This window comes from Saliphagus infecundisoli, from assembly GCF_020177375.1.
In the GTDB taxonomy this organism is placed as follows: domain Archaea; phylum Halobacteriota; class Halobacteria; order Halobacteriales; family Natrialbaceae; genus Saliphagus; species Saliphagus infecundisoli.
Window position 1 is genome coordinate 1 of the sequence record NZ_JAIWHV010000019.1, and the last position, 21,525, is coordinate 21,525.

The following is a 21,525-nucleotide window of genomic DNA, read 5'->3' on the forward strand; positions in this document are numbered from 1 at the left end:
GCGAGCACGCTCGCGCAACTTATCGGAGGGAAACGCTCTTTGAATCCGGTCAACAACTACGGAATCCGGTGGGGTGTAAGTCATACTCTCCACCGGGTTCCTCAAACTGGTAGCACCAGCGATATGTAATCATCAGATGGCGGTGGTTCGGGTCGTTAAACTAGAAGGGATGACGACGAGTACGATTCCGAGCACGATGCCCAACATAAACGTGGACGGACTGGAATTCGCCATATACGAACCCCTGTGTGGGACAGGCGTATAGGTTTCCACTCGTGACGACCTGATTCACCGCTCGTCGCTGTTCCGGGACGGATGCCAGAGGATAGTTCACAGATGCTCGTTGTCCGCTGAAGAGGGGATTCAGTTGTCGCTGGAGTCAATCGGCTGGGGCGATTGACGCTGACGGTCCTGTCTGCTGTGCGGATTCGATAGAATAGATCAGGCTCTCTGCGAACAGAACGACACTTCCGATGATAAACCATTGGTGTTCGGTTAAGCATTGGATCGCCTTGTGAAGGCTTCAGCCACTCGTTCGCTGAGTAAGAGGCGTGATTTCTCTGGTTGACGAGCATCACGAAACATCAACTCCGACAGGTTCGGCGGTGGATGCCCGAACGACTGGCTCAAATCTTCAAGGATGAGCTGGGCGAGAGACCGGAAGGTCTTCGCCCAGCGTTCCCGGGGGAATATCGTCTCAGGGAACAGCTCCTGAAACACACCGAGTAAGGCTCTGCTGACCACAAGCGTCAGCAGAGCCGCCACAACCAGCAGTTCCACGATTGCTGGATCGCTTGTCTGGAACTTCTCCAGCCCGTATAGCGATTTTAACTCTCGGAACAGCAACTCCACCTCCCACCGCAACCCATACAGCGCCGCAACCTGTCTCGGAGTGAACTCATCGGGCAAGTTCGTGACGTACAGATGGTAGTCGTCGGTGTCCTCGTTGCGGACACCGACGACGCGGAACTCCATCGTGTCGGTTGACTGTTTCCCAGCGTACGGCCGTCGCTTGAACGTGATCTCCACAGTCACGTCGATGAGCTCTCGTGTGAGGTCGCCCAGAACGTCCTGAAGGCGACGGCCTGGCAAGGAAATGGCGCGCCCGCGCCATTTCCGCCGCTCTCCGACGATTAACGGGTTCGCGTTCGATTTCAGCCGCGTCAGAAAGAACCCGCCGTTTTCCTCGATCAACGCGAACCGGCGGAAACTGTAGAACCCGAGATCGAACAGCAACAACCGGCCTCGCAGCCAGCTCCCTGTGTGGAGCTGGCTGCTCTCCTGGGTGCGTTCGTCGGTGAGCTGGAATTGTTCGAGGCTCTGAGTAGTGGCATTATGGACGAGGTGAAGCTTTGCGCCGGACTGATCCGAGTGAGTCGCTGGAAACTCGCTGAGGAGCCGATGCAACCGGAAAACGGTTGCATCGGCGATCAGCACCTCACGAAACAACTCGAACCGTGGAGCAATCGTGTGAGGAACCGCGACCTCCTCGAGAGCATGCTCGAGGAGGTCGCTCATCAATGCAGCAAGTGCTGGTGTGAACCGATCGTAGAAGCTGGAGCGAGCAACAGTCTGGTTAGTCGCTGCGGAGTAGGCACGCTGAAACCCGGCGATAGTACGGGCTTCGCCGTCGACGGCGAAGCCCATGATAAGCGTCCAGACGAGCATCGTGATGTCGATCTTCCGGGTGCGTTCGACGACATCGCGCTCGCGCGCGATGTCTTCGATAAGCGCTGCTGGAAAGAGGGAAGTCAGCCGCCGTCGAATGAGGTCTGGGGAGAGTTTCGTTAGCACAACCTCTCCCCACGCGGTCTACAACGATAACTTCGTCAACAGAGCGCAGTCTCTCGGTTTCTCGGCTTAACCGAACACGGATGGATGATAAACAGGGTACTGATTGAGACGCGGAATCGACAAACACCCAGTACAGCGGCGCGGCAATGGATGGCTTCGTGCCAGTGCCGCGATTTTGGCGACGAGGGGCCACAGCATCCACAGGTACACAAGCCTACAATTGCAGCGCTTTCCGCAGTTCTCTCCGTCAGACCCGCACGTTCTCGCCAATAGCGGGCGATGAGCGACGCATTCAATCTGATTAGCGTGCTCAGCATTCCGACGACGATGAGTTGGACGTGTCGCAAAGTCCTTAGAGCAAATTGCATCGATTATTTGATGACGACAAATTTATATGAATGAGTATTCAATTATGAACCACCTATGGTACCTATTGATTCCGTTCTAAACTCTTCCCGTGTCTTGTTGGCTGGCACGACTGAATGGGTAGAAACGTTCGAAGAGAAACTTCGGACACAGACCGAAGCATCCATAATGAAAGTTAACACAGCTCAGGAAGTCCACAAGGCTCTTGAAGAGCCACTTGACTGTCTCGTCACCGAGTACGTCCTTGAGGGGACAAGCGGGACTGATCTACTCTCAGTAATTCGAGCCGAAACGATGACACTTCCGATCATCATCTGTACTGCAGATGGAGATGAGGCCGTCGCCAGCGAGGCAGTCAGTGCTGGTGCGACCGACTACGTCCCGATCGGTGGCTCGGCTTACGGAGTTGAGGAACTCTTCGAGCGGACCGAACGTGCCGTCCGTTCGGCCCGGCGAGCGACGACCCGCCGCGAGCGTGCAAAGCAGTTCGACGCCGTCTTTCACGACACACGAACGGCGACGTGGGTTTTAGACCCTGATGGCAGTGTGGCCCGTCTCAACCGAACGGCCCGCGGGATGGTCGAAGCCGACGCTGTGAACGTCGTCGGAAAACTCTTTTCGACGCTTTCTTGTTGGCAGAAATCTGGAGACGATATCGAATCACTGGTCGAAAACGCCCGTGAGGGTGGATTCGCTAGTGCGGTCGTTTCTCAACCGTCTCGTCTCGAGGATCCCCGTGTCGTCGAGCTCTCGGTACGCACTGTTGAGAACGAACGCAACGAAATCGTCTCAATCGTCGTCGAGGGCGTCGATATCACCGACCGGGTCGGCCTCGAACGTGACCTCCGGCGCTCGGAGGAACTCCACCGGGTCACGTTGAACAATATGACTGACACCGTCCTCATTACCGACGAGAACGGCGAGTTTACCTACGTTTGCCCGAACGTCCACTTTATTTTCGGGTACACTGCAAAGGAGATCCGTGAGCAAGGAACGATTGAGGACTTGCTCGGAGGGGACCTCTTCGACCGGCAGAAACTCGCTAAACAAGGCGTCCTCAAAAACATTGAGTGTACGGCGACCGACAAAGCAGGTCGAGAACACACCCTATTGGTCAACATCCGAGAAGTCTCGATCCAGGGCGGGACCCTTCTCTATAGCTGTCGGGACGTCACGAAGCGAAAGCAACGCGAGGAGGCCCTGGCGACCCTCCAGGGAACCGCCCGAGACTTCCTCTACGCGGGGACTCACGCCGAGATCGCCGGCCACGTCGTGGACGACACGCCGGGCGTGCTCGATCTCGAGACGAGCGCCGTCTACCTCTTCGACGCCGACGCCAACGACCTCCGTCCGGCGGCCCAGTCGGCGGCGATGGAGGAACTCAACGGGCCCCTCCCGACGGTCCACGCCGACGGCGAGACGCTTCCGAGCCACAGCTTCGTCGCCAACGAGGTACTGTTTCTTGCGGACGTCCACGACGACGACCGACTCGAGAACCCAGCAACGGACCTCCGAAGCGCGTGTTATATCCCTCTCGGCGACCACGGCGTTTTCGTCGCTGGCTCCCCGGAGGTCGGTGTCTTTGATGAGGTGCGCCGAGAGCTTGCAGACCTCCTCGCCGCGACAGCGGAGGCAGCCCTCGATCGAGTCAATCGAGAATCTCGTCTTCGAGAACAAGATCGAACCCTGAAGCGCCGGAATGACCAGCTCACCGATCTGAATCGAGTCAACGAGACGATCCGAGAGATCGACCAGGCGATCGTCCAGGCCGAGACACGCTCGGAGATCAACCACGCGGTCCCCGAACTTCTGACCGCCGACGACCGCTTCTCGTTCGCCTGGATCGGGACGGTTGATCCAGATGGCGACAATCTCGAACCCCAAACCTGGGCTGGTAATGAACAGGGGTATCTCGACAGCCGGTCGTTTCCCGCCGAGTCCTCGGAGACCGAGCCCGCGAGTCGGACCGCAGCAACCGGGACGATGACAACGGTCGAAAACGTCGCCAAAGGGCTTCGTGAGGAGCCATGGCGGTCGGACGCCCTCGCTCGGGACTACCTGTCGGTACTAAGCCTCCCACTGGCCTACAACGACCTCACCCACGGTATGCTGACGGTCTACGCTGACAGTCGGAATGCGTTCGATGGCACGACCCGAGACGTGCTGGTCGAACTCGGGGAAACCATCGCCGCCGCGATCAGCGCAATTGAACGCAAGAATGCCCTGCTCACGGCATCGATGACCCGTCTCGAGTTCACCGTCAATGATCCAGGGTTCGTCCTTTCTCGGATCGCTCACAATGCTGACTGTCGGCTCTCCTATCGAGGCGGGATTCAGCAGACTGCGGAGGGGAGTTACGTGTTCGTCGCCGTTGAGGACGTCGACGCCGTCACGGAGGCGGCAGTCGACCTCGTCGGGGTCGAGACCGTCCAGCAGATTAGCGCCGACAACGGAGAAGGAATCCTTCGGTTGGAGCTCGCAGCCCCGTTCATTGCCCTGGATCTGGCAGATCACGGTGCCGTATTCCGGGAAGCCACTGCAGAGCCGTCTGAAACGACGATCGTGATCAATGTGCCTGAGACGGTCGACACTCGGGCGATCACCAGGCTCATTCAAGAGGCGTTCAACGACGTGAAGTTACGCGCCAAGCGGACAGTAGACCGAACGCCGGAGGACAACTCCTCTACCGGTGCTCTTAGCGAATTAACCAACCGCCAACTTGAGGTCGTCCAGACAGCGTACTACAGCGGCTTTTTCGAGTCGCCCCGCGAGAGTACAGGTCAGGACGTCGCAGCAGCCCTCGACATCTCACCAACTGCGTTCTACAACCATATCCGGACCGTCCAGAAGAAATTGTTTACAGCATTGTTCGATGATGGATCGCCACCAGTTGCCACAGCTTAGTAGGGGTTCGATAATCAACCTTGACTGTATTGGTGGTTCGATTATCATTGATCAGATATACCCTTATACACTTAGTATTATTTTACGAGCCCCGGTCACAGACCGGTGGCCTGATCATAATGAGAGACGTCGAAATCAACTCCGACGACGAAAGCCCTTACGAGTGTTTCGAGTGTGGCACCATCATCGTCGCAGAGGACAATCCCGGCACCTGTCCGGACTGTGGCGGCTCGATGCGCAATCGATGGACCCCTATTGAGTAACGATGGCTTCCCCATCCAGCCTTCCCGAGACGTCTGCGGACTCAAGCGAGCCTGAGCCAGCCGTCGAAACGGCTCGTCGGCAGCTTCAACACGCCGCTGGTCACCTCGAGATCGACCCGAATATCGTCGAGCGCCTGAAACATCCGACGAAGGTCCATGAAGTGAGGGTCCCCATCGAGCGCGATGATGGGACCGTCGAGATGTTTACCGGTTATCGGGCCCACCACGACAGTGTCCGCGGGCCCTACAAGGGCGGGCTCAGGTACCATCCCGACGTGAGCCGGGATGAGTGCGTTGGTCTCGGGATGTGGATGACCTGGAAATGTGCGGTGATGGATCTCCCTTTTGGCGGAGCCAAAGGCGGCATCGCCGTTGATCCCAAGCAACTTAGCAGCGACGAGAAGGAACGTCTCACCCGGCGGTTCGCCGAGGAATTACGAAACGTCATCGGTCCGACCATCGACATCCCCGCCCCCGACATGGGCACCGATCCCCAGACGATGGCATGGCTGATGGATGCCTACTCGATGCAGGAAGGCGAAACCATCGCGGGCGTCGTCACCGGCAAGCCCCCAGTGATCGGCGGCAGCGAAGGCCGCGAGGAGGCACCCGGCCGAAGTGTTGCCATCATCACACAGTTAGTTTGTGAACACTTCAATCGTCCCCTCGAGGAGACGTCCGTCGCGGTCCAAGGCTACGGCAGCGTCGGATCAAATGCTGCCCGCCTGCTCGATGAGTGGGGTGCCACGATCGTCGCGATAAGCGACGTCAATGGTGCAATGTACGACCCCGACGGGATCGACACCCGCGCGGTCCCCTCTCATGACGAGGAGCCCGAGGCCGTCACCGATCACGCCGACGACGTGATCACGAACGAAGAGTTGCTCACCCTGGACGTCGACGTGCTCATCCCTGCAGCACTCGGAAACGTCATCACGGAGGACAACGCAGACGCGGTCGCCGCAGATATCGTCGTTGAGGGCGCGAACGGCCCGACGACCTCAACGGGGGACGCGATCCTCGCCGACCGGGGCATTCAGGTGATCCCCGACATCTTAGCGAACGCGGGCGGGGTCACAGTGAGCTACTTCGAGTGGCTTCAGGACATCAACCGGCGAGCGTGGTCCTTACAACGGGTCAACGACGAACTCGAGGCGGAGATGCGCTCGGCCTGGCAGGCTGTTCGGGCTGAGTTCGAGGATCGAGAGGTCACCTGGCGGGACGCGGCCTACATCGTCGCGCTCTCGCGAGTCGGGGAAGCCCACGAAGTTCGAGGTCTCTGGCCATAACAGAGTGGACCTCAGCCTTCAGACGATCAATTTCTGGTTCGACTTGACGTACGGTCCTCGCTCGGTTGACCTATTGTGATCGGCGTGTGAGTGAGGGTCCTAAAATCTGTTATCGGGCTGTGGTGACGACGTAGCCGTCGAAATTGAGGATGACCGCCTGGGCAGTGTCGCCAAAGATTGCCTTCCCTGCCGGGCTGCGCCGGCGTCCCAGGAGGAAAACGTAGTCACAGTCGCGCTCCTCGGCAACCTCGATGATCGCGTCGGCACGGTCGCCATCGTCGTCGACGTACCGGCCGACAGCCTCGGTCTCGACGTCCCGATCGGTGAGCAGGTCGCTGATGGCGGTCTCGGCGACCTCCTGGGCGTACGTCGCCGGCTCGACGCTGTACGAGGAGCCCTCCATGTCCGCGATGGCGCCCAGCACCTCGGCATCGTTTTGGTACTCTTCTTCAGTAACGACGGTCAGAACGGTAAGAGGAGCTCCCGAGAGTTCTGCGAGCTCTCCGGCTTCCTCGATGACGTCGATGACGCTATCACTCGAATCGGTGACCACGAGCGGTCGGTCCATACCGATTGATGAGCAGAGGATCATTAGAAGGTTGGGGCGGTTCGGGCCGAAAGCTGTTAATCGTCAGCAGGGGCTGTCTCGGGCCGGTAGCTCTCGCTGATCGCCTTCCACTTGCCGGTCCGAAACCGGAGGTAGTTGATGGCCGCGGGAACGGTCGTCTCTGCGAGGAACGCGAGGTAGAGCCCCCAGTAGCCCAGGTCGGTCGTCGCGCCGAGATAGGCAAGGGGGATCGAGCCACCGAACATCCCAATGAACTGGCTGACGAACGGAACTCGCGTGTCACCGCTTGCATCAAGGGGACCAGCCGCCGCGCCCGCAACACCCTGAAAGATAACCGCGACGCAGGCCGCGTAGACGAGACTGACCGCGATCGGGACCTCGGGACTGGTCGGGTCGTCAGCAAATAAGCCGACGATCTCGGGTGCGAGAGCAGCGACGATCAGGGCTGAGACGAGGTATGTCGCGACCGCAAACCGAATGATGTCCCTGCCGTAGGACTCTGCGACCGCTTCTTTGTTGGCGCCGAGATGCTGACCGCCTCCTCGAGGACTCCGAAACTGATGAGAACCTGTACCTGTCCCTCTCTCATCGGTTATCCCACGATCTTCTCTTCTGGGTTGACGACGTCGAAATTATCCGGTGACTCCCCATACCCGATCGTGGCTCGTTCGACCCAGAACTCGGCATGGGGTTGGACTTCGAGTATCGCCTTCCACGCTCCCTTTTGACCATCGTGCGGGACCGCGCTGATACGGCGGCCGGTCTGTTCGTCGGCTCGATCGTCCCACAACGACCACTCCATCAGGATCCGCGGCTCGTCGTCATCCGCAGTGTTAGACGGAGGATCATCCACACCTGTGGTTTGAGCGCCAGCGGCGAGAGCGTGATGCCTGTACTTGCCACAGCAGACGTACGCCATCAAGCTCTGATAATATAATGATAATAGTATCTACTCGAAAGGAGATCTTAAGGTTCTTCAGAATGGTATCCTTGGTAACATGGAACGACCTGTCCGCCAACGTGAAACGAAGAAAGACTCGACGCAGGCCGAAAAACAGGACGAACAAACCTGTGACGAGTGTGGCTCGACCGCCCTCATCATGAGTAGCGATCAGGGTGAGATCGTCTGCGAAGAGTGTGGATTAGTTGTTGATGAGAAGAATATTGACCATGGACCAGAGTGGCGAGCGTTCAACGCGACCGAACGGAACGAGAAATCCAGGGTTGGGGCACCGACCACCCAGACGATGCACGACAAGGGTTTGACGACGACCATCGACTGGAAGAATAAAGACGCCTATGGACGATCGCTCTCGTCGGACAAACGTCAGCGGATGGGCCGGCTTCGCAAATGGCAAGAACGCATTCGAACCAAAGACGCTGGTGAGCGGAATCTTCAGTTCGCACTTACTGAAACTGATCGAATGGCGAGCGCTCTTGGGGTTCCTCAATCGGTTCGCGAAGTGGCGAGTGTCATCTATCGACGAGCGCTCTCGGAAGATCTCATCCGGGGCCGGTCGATCGAGGGCGTCGCAACGAGCTCACTGTATGCAGCATGTCGCCGAGAGGGTATCCCGCGGAGTCTCGAGGAAATCACCGACGTTTCCCGAGTCGAACAAAAAGAGATCGCGAGAACCTATCGGTACATCGCTAACGAACTCTCTCTGGAGATGAGGCCAGTTGATCCGGTGGAGTACGTCCCGCGATTCTGCTCGGAGTTGGAGGCCAGCGAAGACGTCCAGGCGAAAGCCAAGGAGATCATCGAGACCACGGCCGAGAAGGGATTGCTCTCAGGGAAGTCACCAACGGGGTTTGCAGCTGCCGCGATCTATGCAGCGTCGTTACTCTGCAACGAGAAGAAAACGCAGAAAGAAGTTGCAGACGTTGCCCGCGTCACTGAAGTCACGATTCGTAATCGCTACCAGGAACAGATCGAAACAATGGAACTGCTGTCTTCGTGAGGAGACTCTCTGTCATCAATTGTTCCGACGACAAGCCAAAAATCGCTCTGCGAGTTGGTGGATCTTTATAACAAGCTCGAAGACGCGGTTAGAAGCCAGGACATCGTCAAGCAGGTTAACCACCATCCCGGTAGATCCGCAACCAGATGCAGAGCCTGAAACTCCTTCAGTTGATCGAGGATGTTTCAGGACTAAAGCCAGCTACAAGGCGACCGCGACGGCCGACGACGCCCTTCGGAAGGTGAATATGAATTATCGTGATTAGTCGGCGTTGAGCCATTTCTTCGTCGATAATTTCGAAATCAAGATCTGAATCGATTAGAGTACCCTCGATCGGTGCCTCGTAATCACGGAGGGCACTAATGATCTGACGGCGAGTGGGATGTATAATGAGTCAAAGGATCCTCTCGTTCATAGTGAATATCAGAAAACGCAATGAGAAATTACCACCGGAGCGAAGAATTATTCACTCAAGCAAAAGAGATTTGTACGAAGATGTGGTTAATGCGCTATGAGTTCCTCCTGCACCCAGAATCAGGTAGCCAGACAGGAATTTGACTGGTCGGAAACACCACCAAGTGTCGCAGTTGCCTATACGATCGCCGCCATAGACAACACAGTCGTTACGGAGGTCTCCCCACTCTATGAATACGTTGATCCGCAATCACTTGATTCCCTCGTTACAGATACCGGGACGGTCACCATTTCGTTCACAGCATACGGATACTCGGTTCAACTCACTGATTCGACAGTAATCGTGAGAGAGAAGTAACTAATTGGGCTTGTAAATACCGAACGAAGGTGGGATTATCTCAATACGAGTTCTAATTTATTACGTAGTAAATCACTAGCCTCGAGTTAACTTCTTTTACCAGTAGAAATAACTAGACGGATATGGCGACAATAGTTGAGTTTACCATTCCATCCGAGGAATTCGCACTCAGCAGGACCCTTTTGGAACTTCCCGAGATGGTGTTCCAGATTGATCGGGTTGTCGCGCATGATACGGACCATCTCATGCCGTTCGTTTGGGCCTCTAATGGTGATTTTGAGGCACTGACAAGTGTTCTAGAGGATGATCCGACGGTAACAGAGGTTGACCACCTTATGTCGCTCGAGGACCAGCGATTCTACCGAATGGAATGGACTGATGAGGCCCAACTCGTCGGAAATATGGTTGTCGAACAAGGTGGGACCGTCCAACAGGCGACAGCATTTGACGATCGATGGCACCTTCGCGTGTTCTTTCCAGAGAGGAACCACATCTCAGCAGCCTACGAGCATGCCGAGAACAATGGCCTCCAGTTTGATGTTACTCGTATTTATGACATGAGCAATATACAGCAAGCACGATTTGGTCTCACTGAAGAGCAGTTCGAGGTTCTCAGGATGGCAGTCGAGCACGGCTATTTTGATATTCCTCGACAAATCCCGCAGGAACAGCTCGCCGAGAAGCTCAATATCTCTCATCAAGCAGTGTCTGAACGACTTCGTCGTGCGATCAAGGGACTTGCCGAGAATGCGGTATGCACAGAGGGAGGTGAGACCTCCCCCACTGGTAACGAATGCAAAATCTCATGATGGAACCGATACTGTGGCCACTCCTAGAGTGGTGGGAGGCGGTTAGACGCTACTGGATGGCCATACCCCAGTGACAACTATGAAGAGTGCCAGAAGAACAGCGATCTCCTCTCACTCGTTCGTCTTCCACTCGCCAGTCTCGCCCTCCCGAAACTCGCCCATCGCCTCACGATCCCGCGGCCAGTAGGCGATAGCGACTGCTCCGGAGTAACACACTGCGAGCATCCCAACGATTATCCATCCAGGGACGGCAGCGATCGATGCCGTCGTAAGCCACTCCTCTGCAGGGACGAACGCCGTGATCCGGAACACCCAGGCGAGGACGAGGACCGTCAGCAAGGGGAGATAGATCCGACGCAGTCGGTTCGAGAGCGCCTCGAACGTCGTCACTTTCAACGTCGGCCGCTGGTAGTCCTCACTGAGTTTGGCCCGCCAGTTCTCGTGTTCAACCCCTGTTTCGGGGTTGAGCGTGTTCGCGAGCAGGTTCCCCTGTATCAACCGAACTCGAGCACGATAGACGTCGTAGTCGCGATAGCGCCTCGCTTCGATGGAGAGGAATGTCCCGACCGCGAGGACACCGATCAAGATAATGTAGTGAGGGTTGTCTCCACTGGAGAACGCCCACGTCAGAATCGCCGCCATCACAGTGACACTCCAGGTCGTCGTCTGATCAAGTCGTGAGCGCCAGGTCGTCTCCCGATCGAGTTCACCACGGTACGTATCGCCCAACAAGGCGCCAAGCGTCGCCATATCATCGACCGCCCCGCCCACTTCATCAGTCGGTTCGTCCTCTGGAAGGGATGAGCCTGCCATACAGATACTCCGCCGATCAGTGATAAAACCATACGGGGGAATTATTTATATAAAATTTATCATATTGGGCTGATAACGACGTATTCAGCCCACCGATTTATTGTCCAAACCACGAGACCAGCCGTATGGATCGCCAGTCGGCCATCTCGCAAGCGAAGCTAGTCAAGAGCGTGTTCAGCGAGAAAAACGTCACGTTCCTCGCGGGGAGCATCGCCTACAGCGCGTTCGTCTCACTCGTCCCGTTGATCATGTTCGTGCTTCTCGTCGTCTCGTTCGGTGCTCCCGACCTTCAACAAGACGTGATCGAGGTCACGACCGACAGTGTTTCTCCATCGGTTGGTGGCGTCATCGAGGTGATGATCGAACAGCAGTCGGGCGCCGGTGCTGGATCGACTATCACTGCCTCCATTATCGGAGTCCTCACACTCGTCTGGGGTGCTCTCAAAGTGTTTCGGGGCATCGATACCGCGTTCTCAGAGATTTACGAGACGGTTGCTCACGACTCGTTCACCGGTCAGATCAAAAAGGGGCTGTTGATGCTACTGACACTGACCCTTGGGATCGTTGCGATGGTTGCGGCAACCAGCGTTGTTGCGCTGTTTTCGTTCATCCCGTTCATTGGAGCCGTCGTCCCACTTTTGCTCGTCGTTGGTCTCATTGTGGCGTTCTTCCCGATGTACTATCTGTTTCCGGATATCGACGTCGAGCCACGGGACGTGCTTCCGGGGACGCTTGTCGGAGCCATCGGCTGGGCAGTCCTCCAGGTGCTGTTTCAGGTGTATGTCTCCCTGAGTGGCGATTCGAGTAATCTGATCGCGAGCATCCTCTTGTTGGTCACGTGGTTATATTTCAGCGGCGTTGTCCTCCTCCTGGGCGCGGTCGTGAACGCTGTCGTCATCGACCGGGCAAGCGATATCGTTCGCACTCCCGTTGAGCCGACGTTACTGGATTCAGAGATGAGTCGCGACGAACTCGCAGCGTATCTCCAGCAGCTCCAGACCGATCTTACCGGCCACTCTGGGGAGATCGGACAACCGGACGAAACAATGGTCGGACCCCGGGCGACGCCTCGAGAGTCGATTTCCGTTACAGAAGGCGTTCGAGACGGCGAGGAAGAGACAACGCATGAGGTACGACTTAGGTGGCACTCGGAGAGGTCAATTCAACAGTCAGAGGAGACGTGAACGAGCCGTTTCAGACGATCAACCCACTCCTTTCCAAACTCCCATGTGGGTGTCCATCCTATCAGCGCCCATGAGGCAGGTCGTCATCGTTGTGTTTGTTGCGGTGTTGTTACTGTTCGCTGGCTGTGCGGATAGCGCCGGCCAGAATGCGACAACCCAGACTGATGAGGGAGACACCGATACTCCTCCTGACTCTAACGAAACAAACGAGACGGAGGAGACAACCACGACTTCCACTCCTGCTGAGTCTGACGACAACGAATCCTCCAATCAGACGCCACCATCAGAGAATGAAACATCCTCTTCAGAGAACGAAACCGCTCCTTCGGACGAAGTCGATGGTGAACTCGAAATTCATCATATCGACGTGGGACAAGCCGATGCAACACTGATCATCGAACCCTCAGGGGAGACGATGCTCATCGATTCCGGTGACTGGCGACAAGGGGGCGAAGACGTCATTGCGTATCTCGAGGAGCAGAACGTAGAGCGAATCGATCATCTCGTCTCGACCCATGCGGACGCCGATCATATCGGCGGCCACGACGCGATCATCGAACACTACGAAACCGAACGAGAGGGGATCGGCGCCGTCTATGATTCGGGTGTAACTGCGACGAGCCAAACGTACGAGCGCTATCTCGATGCCATCGAGGCACACGACGTCGAGTTACTGACTGTCGACGAGGGCGATAGTTTTGCGTTCGGGGACGCGACTGTCGACGTCTTGAATCCACCAGCAGGCGACTCGGGATCGGACAAACAGTACAACAGCATCTCACTCACAATCGAGTTCGGGGAGTTCTCATATCTCACTACTGGTGATGCGGAGGCTGACGCCGAAGAACGGATGACCGACGAGTATGGGGCCGCACTCGAATCAGATGTGTATCAAGCAGGCCACCACGGCTCATCTACGTCCTCAACGCAGCCGTTCATGGATCAGGTCAACCCGGACGTAGCCATCATTTCGAGCGCCTACGACTCCCAGTACGGCCATCCCTCTGAGTCGGTTCTTGAGGAGTACGCTGCCCGAGAGATCGAGACGTATTGGACCGGCGTTCATGGAACGATCGTTCTCACGAGCGATGGAGCAGACTACACGCTCGAGACCGAACACGAGTTTTCGACTGACGCCGAGGATCTCCTCGAGGAGAAACCAGCTGAAGAATCCCAAGAGCAGATCGCACCCCCGATTCATATGGATGCACCACCAGTAACACCCTAATGAGTGAGACATACACCGCCACCCTGGATCGCATCGAAGATGGACAGATAGCAGTGCTGCTACTGGAAGAAGACGGCGAGACTGTCGAGCAATTGGATGTCAATATCGAGCGACTTCCAGAGGATGGCCAACAGGAAGGAGCCGTTCTAGAAATTTCAGTAGAAGAGGGTTCCCTTCAGACCGCAGAATATCTGCCTGATGTGACCCAATCGCGGCGAGAATCCGCCCAAGACCGATTCGATCGTCTCTCCTCGGACTTCTCTGATCGAGAATGAGTGCACAATTTTGTGCGGCTACGGCCGTCGAGCAGGTATCTCTCTATCCCTGAAATGAAGTGGGGTGACAATTGGATGGGGCTTGCATGATAAAGCAATAATGATTAAGTTCCTTGTTGTCGTCTCGCGAGAGTGGAGGTTCAATCAATGAGTTCCAATCTACCCGATCCCCAAGAGGTCAACGTCGACGACCTACAGACCCTGATCGAGAACATGCCCGAAGAAAAACGACAACAGCTGATGTCACAGCTCGATCTGGGCGATATGGGTGGCAGCAACATCGGACTGTAGTCCGACTCAAATCTTCCCAACAGCATTCTTCCGGTCGCTACGAGAGAGGGTGTAGCAGTGCGACTCAAGGACGTCTGAGAAATTGAGAGACCGTGTTTGCTATCGATCTTTCTTCGGTCCTCGCGTTTTGTCAGTCATCAGTAGGTCCAGATGAGTCAAACTCATCGTTCGGCCCAGTGTCCGGTTCGTTGTTGAGCTCCGAGACACTTCCCCGTGCGTTTGCGACCCATCGATCAATGTTCTCGGCGACGTAGTCTTTGCTTCCCCAGCCGACTCCGATCCCAATGCCGAGGGCAAGCGCTACACCCAGTGCACCGAAGAACGCTGTAACTGCTGCGGTGAAGAACGTTGTGAGGACGCCCGTCGCAAACCCGACTGTGTCGAGAGCGATCGTGATGGTAATGTAGTAGACGAATAACTTCACTCCGAGTCCAGCCAGCGACGTCAGGCGGCTCCGATCCGTATTCGCTACGATCTCCTCGAGACGGTTAGCGAGGAAGACACCCACGATCAGGACGAGGATGCCTCCAATCAGTGCCGGAATGAAGGCTGCAAAATCATTCAGTAACTCCGACAACGCAGGAATCTGGACGATGTCCGCCACGGCAAGTGCCGTGAGGAAATAAATGAAGTACTCGACGAGACTCCCGATCGCGTTACCAATCCCACCGGCGGAGCGAGTGATATTTTCGAGGGGAGTTCCCCGTGCGTACGTCGAGAACCCGAACCCATCGACGATCTGTGCGACGAGATCACCAACGGTCCGTCCAATGATAAATCCGATGACAAGGACGATCGCTGCCGAAAAGATGAGCGGTAGAAACGCCCCGATCTCCGAGAACAATTCCGATAACATCGAAATGCCCAGCACGTCCGCCGCCGCGAGTGCAGCGTAGAAATACACGATATACGCGATCAATGTGCCTATTGCGCTCGCGATTCCACCGTCTCGATCCACCGGCGTATTACGTGTATAGCTCGAAAGCCCAATTCCTTCAAGAACTCGAGTGACGATTCCCCCCAGGATGCGCCCGAGTATCCACCCGATCAGCAGGATGAGGAGTGCACCGACAATCGCCGGGATGAATCCGACGATATCCGCCACAGTGTCCTGAAGATAATCCGGGACTTGGATTTGCAACACGGTACGACTTACAAACGCGATTGGTGTTGGCAGTGGTATCATATCTTCTCCGTAACACCCACTTGTTAGGTTAACCTGTCGTGGGTGCAAATGGAACATCCATATCGACGATAGTAAAGACTATGCCAAAAAGTTATTATATACATTCTTCTCTCGTCACTATTCGTTCTGGAATACGCACGACTATATCGACATAAAGAGAGTCTTTGACCGAACGCTTGGAATGACGAACTTTCGACAGCTAACTCACAAACCGAAAATCCCTTTGTCAGTCATCAGCAGTCGTCTCGATTGTACTGGTGTTTGAGACGGTAATATCTCCAGTGAGTTCGGTGTTGGGATACGGCATGTCGAGGCCCTCTTCGTCGAAACGCTCTTTGACTGCTTCGATAAAGCGAGCGCGAACGGGACCATAACTACTCTCGTCGGTGTCGATCCAGATCCGCCCTTGGAGTACGACCGCCGAGTCGCCCAGTTCGGTCACGGGAGCCGTTGGTACGGGGTCGGTCAGCACCCCATCCATACGCTTCGCTTCGTCGATAATTGCTTTGCGGGCTTGTTTGATATCGTCGTCATAGCCGATGCCGAAGTCGACCGAGATACGGCGTTCATCGTTTGCCTCGTTGTTAATCAATGCCGCATCCGCAAGGTCGCTATTGGGTACTGTAACAAGCTGGTTGTCGAACGTATCGAGTTTCGTTACTCGAAGTTGGACCTCTCGAACCACACCCGAGTTCCCGTCCCACTCAATCCAATCACCAGTTGTGAACGGCTTATCCTGAATAATAAATACGCCAGCGACGAAGTTCTCGATGAGGTCTTGTGCCGCAAAGCCAATCGCGAGTGCGAGGGCACCCGCTAACGTTGCAAACGCGGCCAGAACGACACCGAATCCAGCGACAGTCGCGGCTAATGCGACCGCTACAACAGCGACCACTACCCCGGTCGTACTCACAGCGAGGTCGATAAGCGTTTGATCGAAATCACGGTGTTCGAGTCCGCGTTCAACCGTTTGGGACATGAACGATTTCCCGATCCAATAAATGAGAGCGAACGCGACGACAAATAATACGACCGTCGTGACCGCGCTCACAAGCGGTGAAATATACTGTTCGGGATTGATGGACACTCCCTGCTGAAGCGGTAACATACCTATTTGGTGGGGATGTAAGGCGTTTATTTAAATTCTATGAAGTTTAGAAGTGTGCTTCATCTGTTTGGTCCCCGGGGTGACAATGTTGATAATGAGCACATCAAGACTTCAGCCTCTATAAGCGATCCTATAGGATGAATGAAGGAGGAAAAAGTCGGTTTAGTCAGGGTCTTCAGCCGGTGCAACCATATCGTCGATTTGGAGCACGAGGATGTTGTCCGTCTCGTCGATCCCATCAACGTGACCCTCGATTGTGAGCTTCGAGAGCGGCGTCGGACCAACGGTAACGCCGTCGTCCTCATGAAAATCGGTAATCGAGCCCTGAATATGGACTTCTGCGCGACAGAGATCGGGGTGGTGGACGCTCGAGAGGTCGATCTCCTCGACAATGACGTTTTCGACGTCTTCGTCCTCGTGTTTGAGTGGGACCGACTCGGGGTCGTTCATCTGCTGGATCTCGAGAGCCTCGTAGGCCGTTGCCGTCGGCTTGTAGCCGCCTTTCGGTCCGGGGACGCCCTCGACGAGCTGGAGCGCTTTCAGACTCTGCATCTGGTTGCGGATCGTGCCGGGATTCCGGTTGACCTCCTCGGCGATCTTCTCGCCTTTGATTGTGTCTTCGGATTCTCTGTGAAGGTTCGTCAGCGTACGCAGGATCTTCTTCTGACTCGATGTAAGCTCGATCGAGGACATATGAGAAGCCCCACTATAGATGCTGATAAAATTACCGGGTCTTTTGTCCCTACATGAGGAGAAACGGTACCTCACTCAGATCCAACTCTGCATTCCTCGGAGACAGTTGAAGAAAGTGCACCGTCCGCAGGATCCCATCTCCTAATCAGGACTGCGTTGCCAGCCATGCCACATCTAACCAGACAGGGAAGATTCACCTGCTCTTCGGTCGAACCTGGCATCTGAATCACTCACAATCACCCACCATTGAAACTCCCTCTCTTAGTTAGATAATTCCGCATGTGTAAGACCCACATGCACGACCTGGTTTCCCTTCCAGAATGTTCCCATCAGGTTGTGCGACCTGCTAATGTGATTCCGATCGGGTCGCATCACCACTCCCGGCCCGGTCGGGTTCACACGTATTACGATCGGATTCCGGGATTAGATAGAGATTCTGTCGTGCATCTCGAATGTAGATGTCTTCCTCGACCAGACCTCTGGATTCGAGTCGCTGTAATGCATCGCGAACCGTGCGCTTCGAAAGGCGCGTCTCGTCAGTAAGTTCGTTTTGTGTTAATTCACCTTTATCTTTGAGCGCTATATAAACAAGTTTCGAACTCGGAGGTGAATCCTTTAACTCCTGCGTTAATTCTAGCATTTGGGTCAGTATAGTGTTCCTTTCCCATATCACTGCAAGTCAGTTTCGATCTCTGCGTGACGGAATACATAACGATTGATAGCCCAACCAGTGGTTCACCTGTCCAACTCGATCGAGGACATGTTCGCCCTGCAAGACCAGATCGTGGACTACGAACCCTAATTTCCCCAATACGGTGAGAAAATCTCAGCGTTCACGCCGGACTGAGTGTCAATGATGCCTTCGATCAACAGTCCCAGTAGTCGTTGGTCCTGATTCTATTAGTCCCCACCGGAACCGCCGACACGTTCGACCGTATCGAGAACGTTGATCCGACCAGCACCGAACTCGGGACTGCTCCGGCCCTGGACGAGGTCTGCCCCGTGGGCGATGATGTTCTCGACCTGATTGACTTTCAGACCGGGCTTAAGCTCTCGAACGAGTCCGACAAGGCCGGCGACCTGCGGGGCCGCCATTGACGTACCGGCCTTCCAGCCGTAGCTCGCTCCAGGAATGCTCGAGTAGACGAGGTTCGTCGGGTAGGGCCACTCGACATCGGCGGTGGGATCAACTGTCTTTGCCAGGGTTTCGTAGCCGCCGCCTGGCGCGCCAACCTCAATCGCGTTCGTGCCGTAGTTCGAGTAGAACGCGAGTTCATCGTTCGGCGTGGTCGCAGAGATAGTCATCACACCCTGGACGGTCCCCGGGACGTAGTGCCAGTTGTCACAGACCATATCGACTACTTCGCCATCGTCGTTCGTGATCTCCCGACAGGACTGTCCCTGTTGGAGGTTCGTCTCGTTGTTGCCCGCCGAGACCGTCAGGACTGTTCCACGCCGGGCGACGTCCTGCATGACCTTCTGGACCGCGACGCGAAGGCCGTCACTGTTGGCCTGTGATGGGTACGGTCCTGCGCCGAGACTGAAATTCGCTGCATCGGCGCCGATCTCCGCGGCATAATCTGCGCCGGCGAGGACGTCGGCGAACGAACTGCTGTCAGGGCCGAGCACCCGCACCGAAACGATTTCGGCATCGGGGGCGGTGCCAGTGATCCCGACGTCGCCGGTCGCTGCCGCGGTTCCCGCGACGTGTGTCGCGTGATCTCCGCCGGCCGGCCCCATGTGGGGGGCCTCCTCGCCGCCATTGATGAACGAGCGACTCAGCCCTTCGTTGAAGTTGCCTGCGAGGTCCGGATGAGTACCGTCGACACCGGTATCGGCGATGACGATTCTCGTATCATCGCCAGTCGCGTAGTGGTGAGCCTCGAAGGTGTCGGTGATTTCCTTGTCCCACTGGAGTTCAGTGAACGATGCTTGTTTGGTCGTGTGGTCCTCAGTGACCGGGTTAGCAAGTTCGACTTCGAAGTTCTCAGTGACGCCGCTAACGCCCCCGACGGATTTGAGGTCGCTCTCGGCGTCGGCAGGTCCCGAAACGATCGCTACGGAACCCCCCGCGAGTTCGCGGGTCACCGAAAAACCGGCCTTCTTGAGCTTTCGCCGCGAACCACCGGTGACAACATAGGTGGTTCCCGACTCCGCGCTTCCCGTACCAATGAAACCGATCGTGAGACCGGAGGCTGCGATTCCCTGTAATACTCGTCTCCGTGTGGATGTGTGCTCTGACATAGCTGCACATCTTCTCTGTGGATATGATTAATAAGAATTAGGGATGGTCAGGTTTTAGAGAGTCTAATCTGAACTATCAAGATGTCCGCACAAAGAAGAATCGATATAGCATACACTAGTAGTGGTAAGTAATAAGTGATGGTATTAATCCACAAATGGCTAAAATGTCGGTATCGACAGTTGATTCCTCAGAAAGATTCCTAACTCCTTCGAATCGATCAGCGCGTTTGGACGGCCTACAGTACGTATATAGTACGTAGTCACGTAGAATCGATAGATAGTTTTTCTAATATCAGTGATGGGTAATCGAACAAAAAGCAATAAAACCCTCGTATCTAAAATCTGTATATGAACGACGAGTTTGAATCTGGTGATGAGGTCGAGATTGCATACGAATCGACGCGGTCAGGGAACACAGTTTCACGAACGGGAACAGTAGTCCAGACCCCCGAAGGGGACGGGCAAACTGTACTTTTCGTCAAAACCGACGACACCCAATTCACTGGCGTTACATCCGACTACGTGTTCAGTGTCTCGGCCGAAGAGTTTGATCCTGACGCCGATAGCGAATCCCGTATCCAACGAACTGTGTCTCTCGGACCTCTCAAGTCCGTGAGGGCTCGATAGTTCAGTAGCCCTCAACAGTCAGTTCGAACTGCTCGTTTTCAGTGACGGCGTTAAGAACAACGCTGGTGTTGGACTCGTTGATATCGGAATCGGCGAGCAAGGCCTTGATCTGGTCGTTCATTTCGTCCGTGTCCCGGAACCGCCCGATCGCGATCACGTCGTAGTCGCCGGTCACCTCGTAGACGTTGGTCATCTGCTCGAACTCACGCAATCGGTCGCTGATCTCGGGAAGTCCATCACCCTCGACTTTGAGTTGGATGACCGCCGTGACATCGAAGCCGAGGGCGTCGTAATTGAGCCGTGGAGTGAACCCCTGGATGATATTTTGGTCCTCAAGGTCAGAAAGGTGATTTGAAACGGTCGTCACTGAAACGTCGAGATCTTCGGCGAGACTTCGGAGACTGGCTCGACCGTCGTCCAGCAGTGCGTTCACAAGTTCCGCATCGAGATTTTCGTACGTCATCAACCACAATAATACCATCCACCTACAATACTGTGACGAATGTACACCTGACTAGGCGGTAGCTGGGTGGTTCGCCACTAACGACAAACTTAGCCTTCTTGATCGCCGGCAGCACTCTCGCTAGCCAGGGACCAGGGATCACATTTCAAGATGAGCCGTAGTCGAGAATGGAAACTGGTCGTCAATCGACCCTCGGTGCTCGGAAACAGCAAAAATCGAAATCGGGCGTCAAGCAACCGGCTCACCACTGTAAGTTTGGGAGGATAAGTCGATCGTGATGACAGGGATGCCCGAGATCTGGCCCATCGTGAATACGCCAACGATAGCAATTATCTCTCGATGGATCCGGTGGTGAGCGATCAATTCTCCCAATGACCGGCGAGACGTGAATGGATTCTATCTATTCTATTTTCGTCTCTGATACGCTTACCCACGAAAGCGAATGTTACTATAGGGGAGCCTCAATACGTAAGAGCACGCGATCTCGATCTCCTGTGTTACTATACCATGAACAAACTGAACCAATCAGATCACTGGAGGGTGATTCCTAATCCAATGTCAACCATAGTAGTTGGTTCATCATGGGCCGGTACATTTTGGTGGTCACCATCAAAAAGGTCTGGCAACACGATAAACGGCCACACTTGGGGTGAATAAAATGGCGCTATTGAAATGGCATCATGACAG

Annotated in this window: 22 protein-coding genes and 1 pseudogene; 12 read left to right on the forward strand and 11 right to left on the reverse strand. The window is 55.4% G+C overall.

Annotation, left to right across the window (positions count from 1 at the left end; genetic code table 11):
- Window positions 1-495: 495 nt before the first annotated feature.
- Window positions 496-1,794 carry an IS4 family transposase gene (locus LCF40_RS16705; RefSeq protein WP_224829350.1) on the reverse strand — a complete coding sequence of 433 codons (1,299 nt, stop codon included), beginning with the start codon at window positions 1,792-1,794 and terminating at the stop codon, window positions 496-498.
- 423 nt (window positions 1,795-2,217) lie between these two features.
- Between LCF40_RS16705 and LCF40_RS16710 the strand changes: the two genes are divergently transcribed.
- The 3 genes from LCF40_RS16710 (at window position 2,218) to gdhB (ending at window position 6,616) form a co-directional block, all read left to right on the forward strand.
- The gene (locus tag LCF40_RS16710) at window positions 2,218-5,064 is read left to right on the forward strand and encodes a bacterio-opsin activator domain-containing protein (RefSeq protein ID WP_224829351.1); all 2,847 of its coding nucleotides are present in this window, start codon (window positions 2,218-2,220) and stop codon (window positions 5,062-5,064) included.
- 119 nt (window positions 5,065-5,183) lie between these two features.
- A complete protein-coding gene (locus LCF40_RS16715) occupies window positions 5,184-5,327 on the forward strand; it encodes a rubrerythrin-like domain-containing protein (protein WP_224829352.1) in 144 nt (47 codons plus the stop codon).
- A 2-nt stretch (window positions 5,328-5,329) separates the two neighbouring features.
- Entirely contained in the window at window positions 5,330-6,616 is a 1,287-nt protein-coding gene (gene gdhB / locus LCF40_RS16720; protein ID WP_224829353.1) for a glutamate dehydrogenase GdhB, read from the forward strand.
- 109 nt (window positions 6,617-6,725) lie between these two features.
- Here gdhB and LCF40_RS16725 read toward each other — a convergent pair whose 3' ends face one another.
- From LCF40_RS16725 to LCF40_RS16735, 3 genes and pseudogenes are all read right to left on the reverse strand, one after another.
- Window positions 6,726-7,184 (reverse strand): universal stress protein, encoded by a 459-nt coding sequence (locus tag LCF40_RS16725; RefSeq protein ID WP_224829354.1) that lies wholly within the window; start codon window positions 7,182-7,184, stop codon window positions 6,726-6,728.
- Between the two features lie 56 nt (window positions 7,185-7,240).
- Window positions 7,241-7,720, reverse strand: a pseudogene (locus LCF40_RS16730) (MATE family efflux transporter); the annotation flags it as partial.
- Between the two features lie 56 nt (window positions 7,721-7,776).
- Window positions 7,777-8,103 (reverse strand): hypothetical protein, encoded by a 327-nt coding sequence (locus LCF40_RS16735; RefSeq protein WP_224829355.1) that lies wholly within the window; start codon window positions 8,101-8,103, stop codon window positions 7,777-7,779.
- A 79-nt stretch (window positions 8,104-8,182) separates the two neighbouring features.
- Between LCF40_RS16735 and LCF40_RS16740 the strand changes: the two genes are divergently transcribed.
- The 4 genes from LCF40_RS16740 to LCF40_RS16755 all read left to right on the forward strand — a co-directional run bounded on the left by LCF40_RS16740 (window position 8,183) and on the right by LCF40_RS16755 (window position 10,726).
- Entirely contained in the window at window positions 8,183-9,145 is a 963-nt protein-coding gene (locus LCF40_RS16740; protein ID WP_224829356.1) for a transcription initiation factor IIB, read from the forward strand.
- A gap of 57 nt (window positions 9,146-9,202) precedes the next feature.
- On the forward strand, window positions 9,203-9,304 hold the full coding sequence (locus tag LCF40_RS23550) for a hypothetical protein (protein WP_198668029.1): 102 nt from the start codon (window positions 9,203-9,205) through the stop codon (window positions 9,302-9,304).
- A 352-nt stretch (window positions 9,305-9,656) separates the two neighbouring features.
- Entirely contained in the window at window positions 9,657-9,917 is a 261-nt protein-coding gene (locus LCF40_RS16750) for a HalOD1 output domain-containing protein (protein WP_157972520.1), read from the forward strand.
- A gap of 122 nt (window positions 9,918-10,039) precedes the next feature.
- Complete coding sequence (locus tag LCF40_RS16755) at window positions 10,040-10,726, forward strand: bacterio-opsin activator domain-containing protein (RefSeq protein WP_224829357.1); 687 nt, start codon at window positions 10,040-10,042, stop codon at window positions 10,724-10,726.
- A 111-nt stretch (window positions 10,727-10,837) separates the two neighbouring features.
- Here LCF40_RS16755 and LCF40_RS16760 read toward each other — a convergent pair whose 3' ends face one another.
- Window positions 10,838-11,539 (reverse strand): DUF2270 domain-containing protein, encoded by a 702-nt coding sequence (locus LCF40_RS16760; RefSeq protein ID WP_224829358.1) that lies wholly within the window; start codon window positions 11,537-11,539, stop codon window positions 10,838-10,840.
- Between the two features lie 125 nt (window positions 11,540-11,664).
- On the opposite strand from LCF40_RS16760, the gene LCF40_RS16765 reads away from it, so the two are divergent.
- The 4 genes from LCF40_RS16765 (at window position 11,665) to LCF40_RS16780 (ending at window position 14,517) form a co-directional block, all read left to right on the forward strand.
- Window positions 11,665-12,723: a YhjD/YihY/BrkB family envelope integrity protein gene (locus LCF40_RS16765; RefSeq protein WP_224829359.1), complete on the forward strand. Its 1,059-nt coding sequence runs from the start codon at window positions 11,665-11,667 to the stop codon at window positions 12,721-12,723.
- 70 nt (window positions 12,724-12,793) lie between these two features.
- A complete protein-coding gene (locus tag LCF40_RS16770) occupies window positions 12,794-13,951 on the forward strand; it encodes a ComEC/Rec2 family competence protein (RefSeq protein ID WP_224829360.1) in 1,158 nt (385 codons plus the stop codon).
- Window positions 13,951-14,226 (forward strand): DUF3006 domain-containing protein, encoded by a 276-nt coding sequence (locus LCF40_RS16775; protein ID WP_114579200.1) that lies wholly within the window; start codon window positions 13,951-13,953, stop codon window positions 14,224-14,226. The genes LCF40_RS16770 and LCF40_RS16775 overlap by 1 nt, the downstream gene beginning before the upstream one ends.
- 147 nt (window positions 14,227-14,373) lie before the next feature.
- Window positions 14,374-14,517: a hypothetical protein gene (locus tag LCF40_RS16780; RefSeq protein WP_157972521.1), complete on the forward strand. Its 144-nt coding sequence runs from the start codon at window positions 14,374-14,376 to the stop codon at window positions 14,515-14,517.
- Between the two features lie 130 nt (window positions 14,518-14,647).
- On the opposite strand, the gene LCF40_RS16785 is transcribed toward LCF40_RS16780, so the two are convergent.
- The 5 genes from LCF40_RS16785 to LCF40_RS16805 all read right to left on the reverse strand — a co-directional run bounded on the left by LCF40_RS16785 (window position 14,648) and on the right by LCF40_RS16805 (window position 19,748).
- Complete coding sequence (locus LCF40_RS16785) at window positions 14,648-15,703, reverse strand: mechanosensitive ion channel family protein (RefSeq protein ID WP_224829361.1); 1,056 nt, start codon at window positions 15,701-15,703, stop codon at window positions 14,648-14,650.
- A gap of 226 nt (window positions 15,704-15,929) precedes the next feature.
- Entirely contained in the window at window positions 15,930-16,811 is an 882-nt protein-coding gene (locus tag LCF40_RS16790) for a mechanosensitive ion channel family protein (RefSeq protein ID WP_114579201.1), read from the reverse strand.
- Window positions 16,812-16,973: 162 nt separating this feature from the next.
- Complete coding sequence (locus tag LCF40_RS16795; RefSeq protein WP_114579202.1) at window positions 16,974-17,504, reverse strand: Rrf2 family transcriptional regulator; 531 nt, start codon at window positions 17,502-17,504, stop codon at window positions 16,974-16,976.
- 346 nt (window positions 17,505-17,850) lie between these two features.
- The gene (locus LCF40_RS16800) at window positions 17,851-18,144 is read right to left on the reverse strand and encodes a helix-turn-helix transcriptional regulator (protein ID WP_114579203.1); all 294 of its coding nucleotides are present in this window, start codon (window positions 18,142-18,144) and stop codon (window positions 17,851-17,853) included.
- Between the two features lie 260 nt (window positions 18,145-18,404).
- Window positions 18,405-19,748, reverse strand: coding sequence for a S8 family peptidase (locus tag LCF40_RS16805; protein ID WP_224829362.1), 1,344 nt, complete (start codon window positions 19,746-19,748; stop codon window positions 18,405-18,407).
- A gap of 348 nt (window positions 19,749-20,096) precedes the next feature.
- On the opposite strand from LCF40_RS16805, the gene LCF40_RS16810 reads away from it, so the two are divergent.
- Window positions 20,097-20,375 (forward strand): transglutaminase-like cysteine peptidase, encoded by a 279-nt coding sequence (locus LCF40_RS16810; protein ID WP_224829363.1) that lies wholly within the window; start codon window positions 20,097-20,099, stop codon window positions 20,373-20,375.
- A 1-nt stretch (window position 20,376) separates the two neighbouring features.
- On the opposite strand, the gene lrp is transcribed toward LCF40_RS16810, so the two are convergent.
- Window positions 20,377-20,838, reverse strand: a complete 462-nt coding sequence (lrp, locus tag LCF40_RS16815; protein ID WP_224829364.1) for an HTH-type transcriptional regulator Lrp — start codon at window positions 20,836-20,838, stop codon at window positions 20,377-20,379.
- Between the last annotated feature and the right edge of the window lie 687 nt (window positions 20,839-21,525).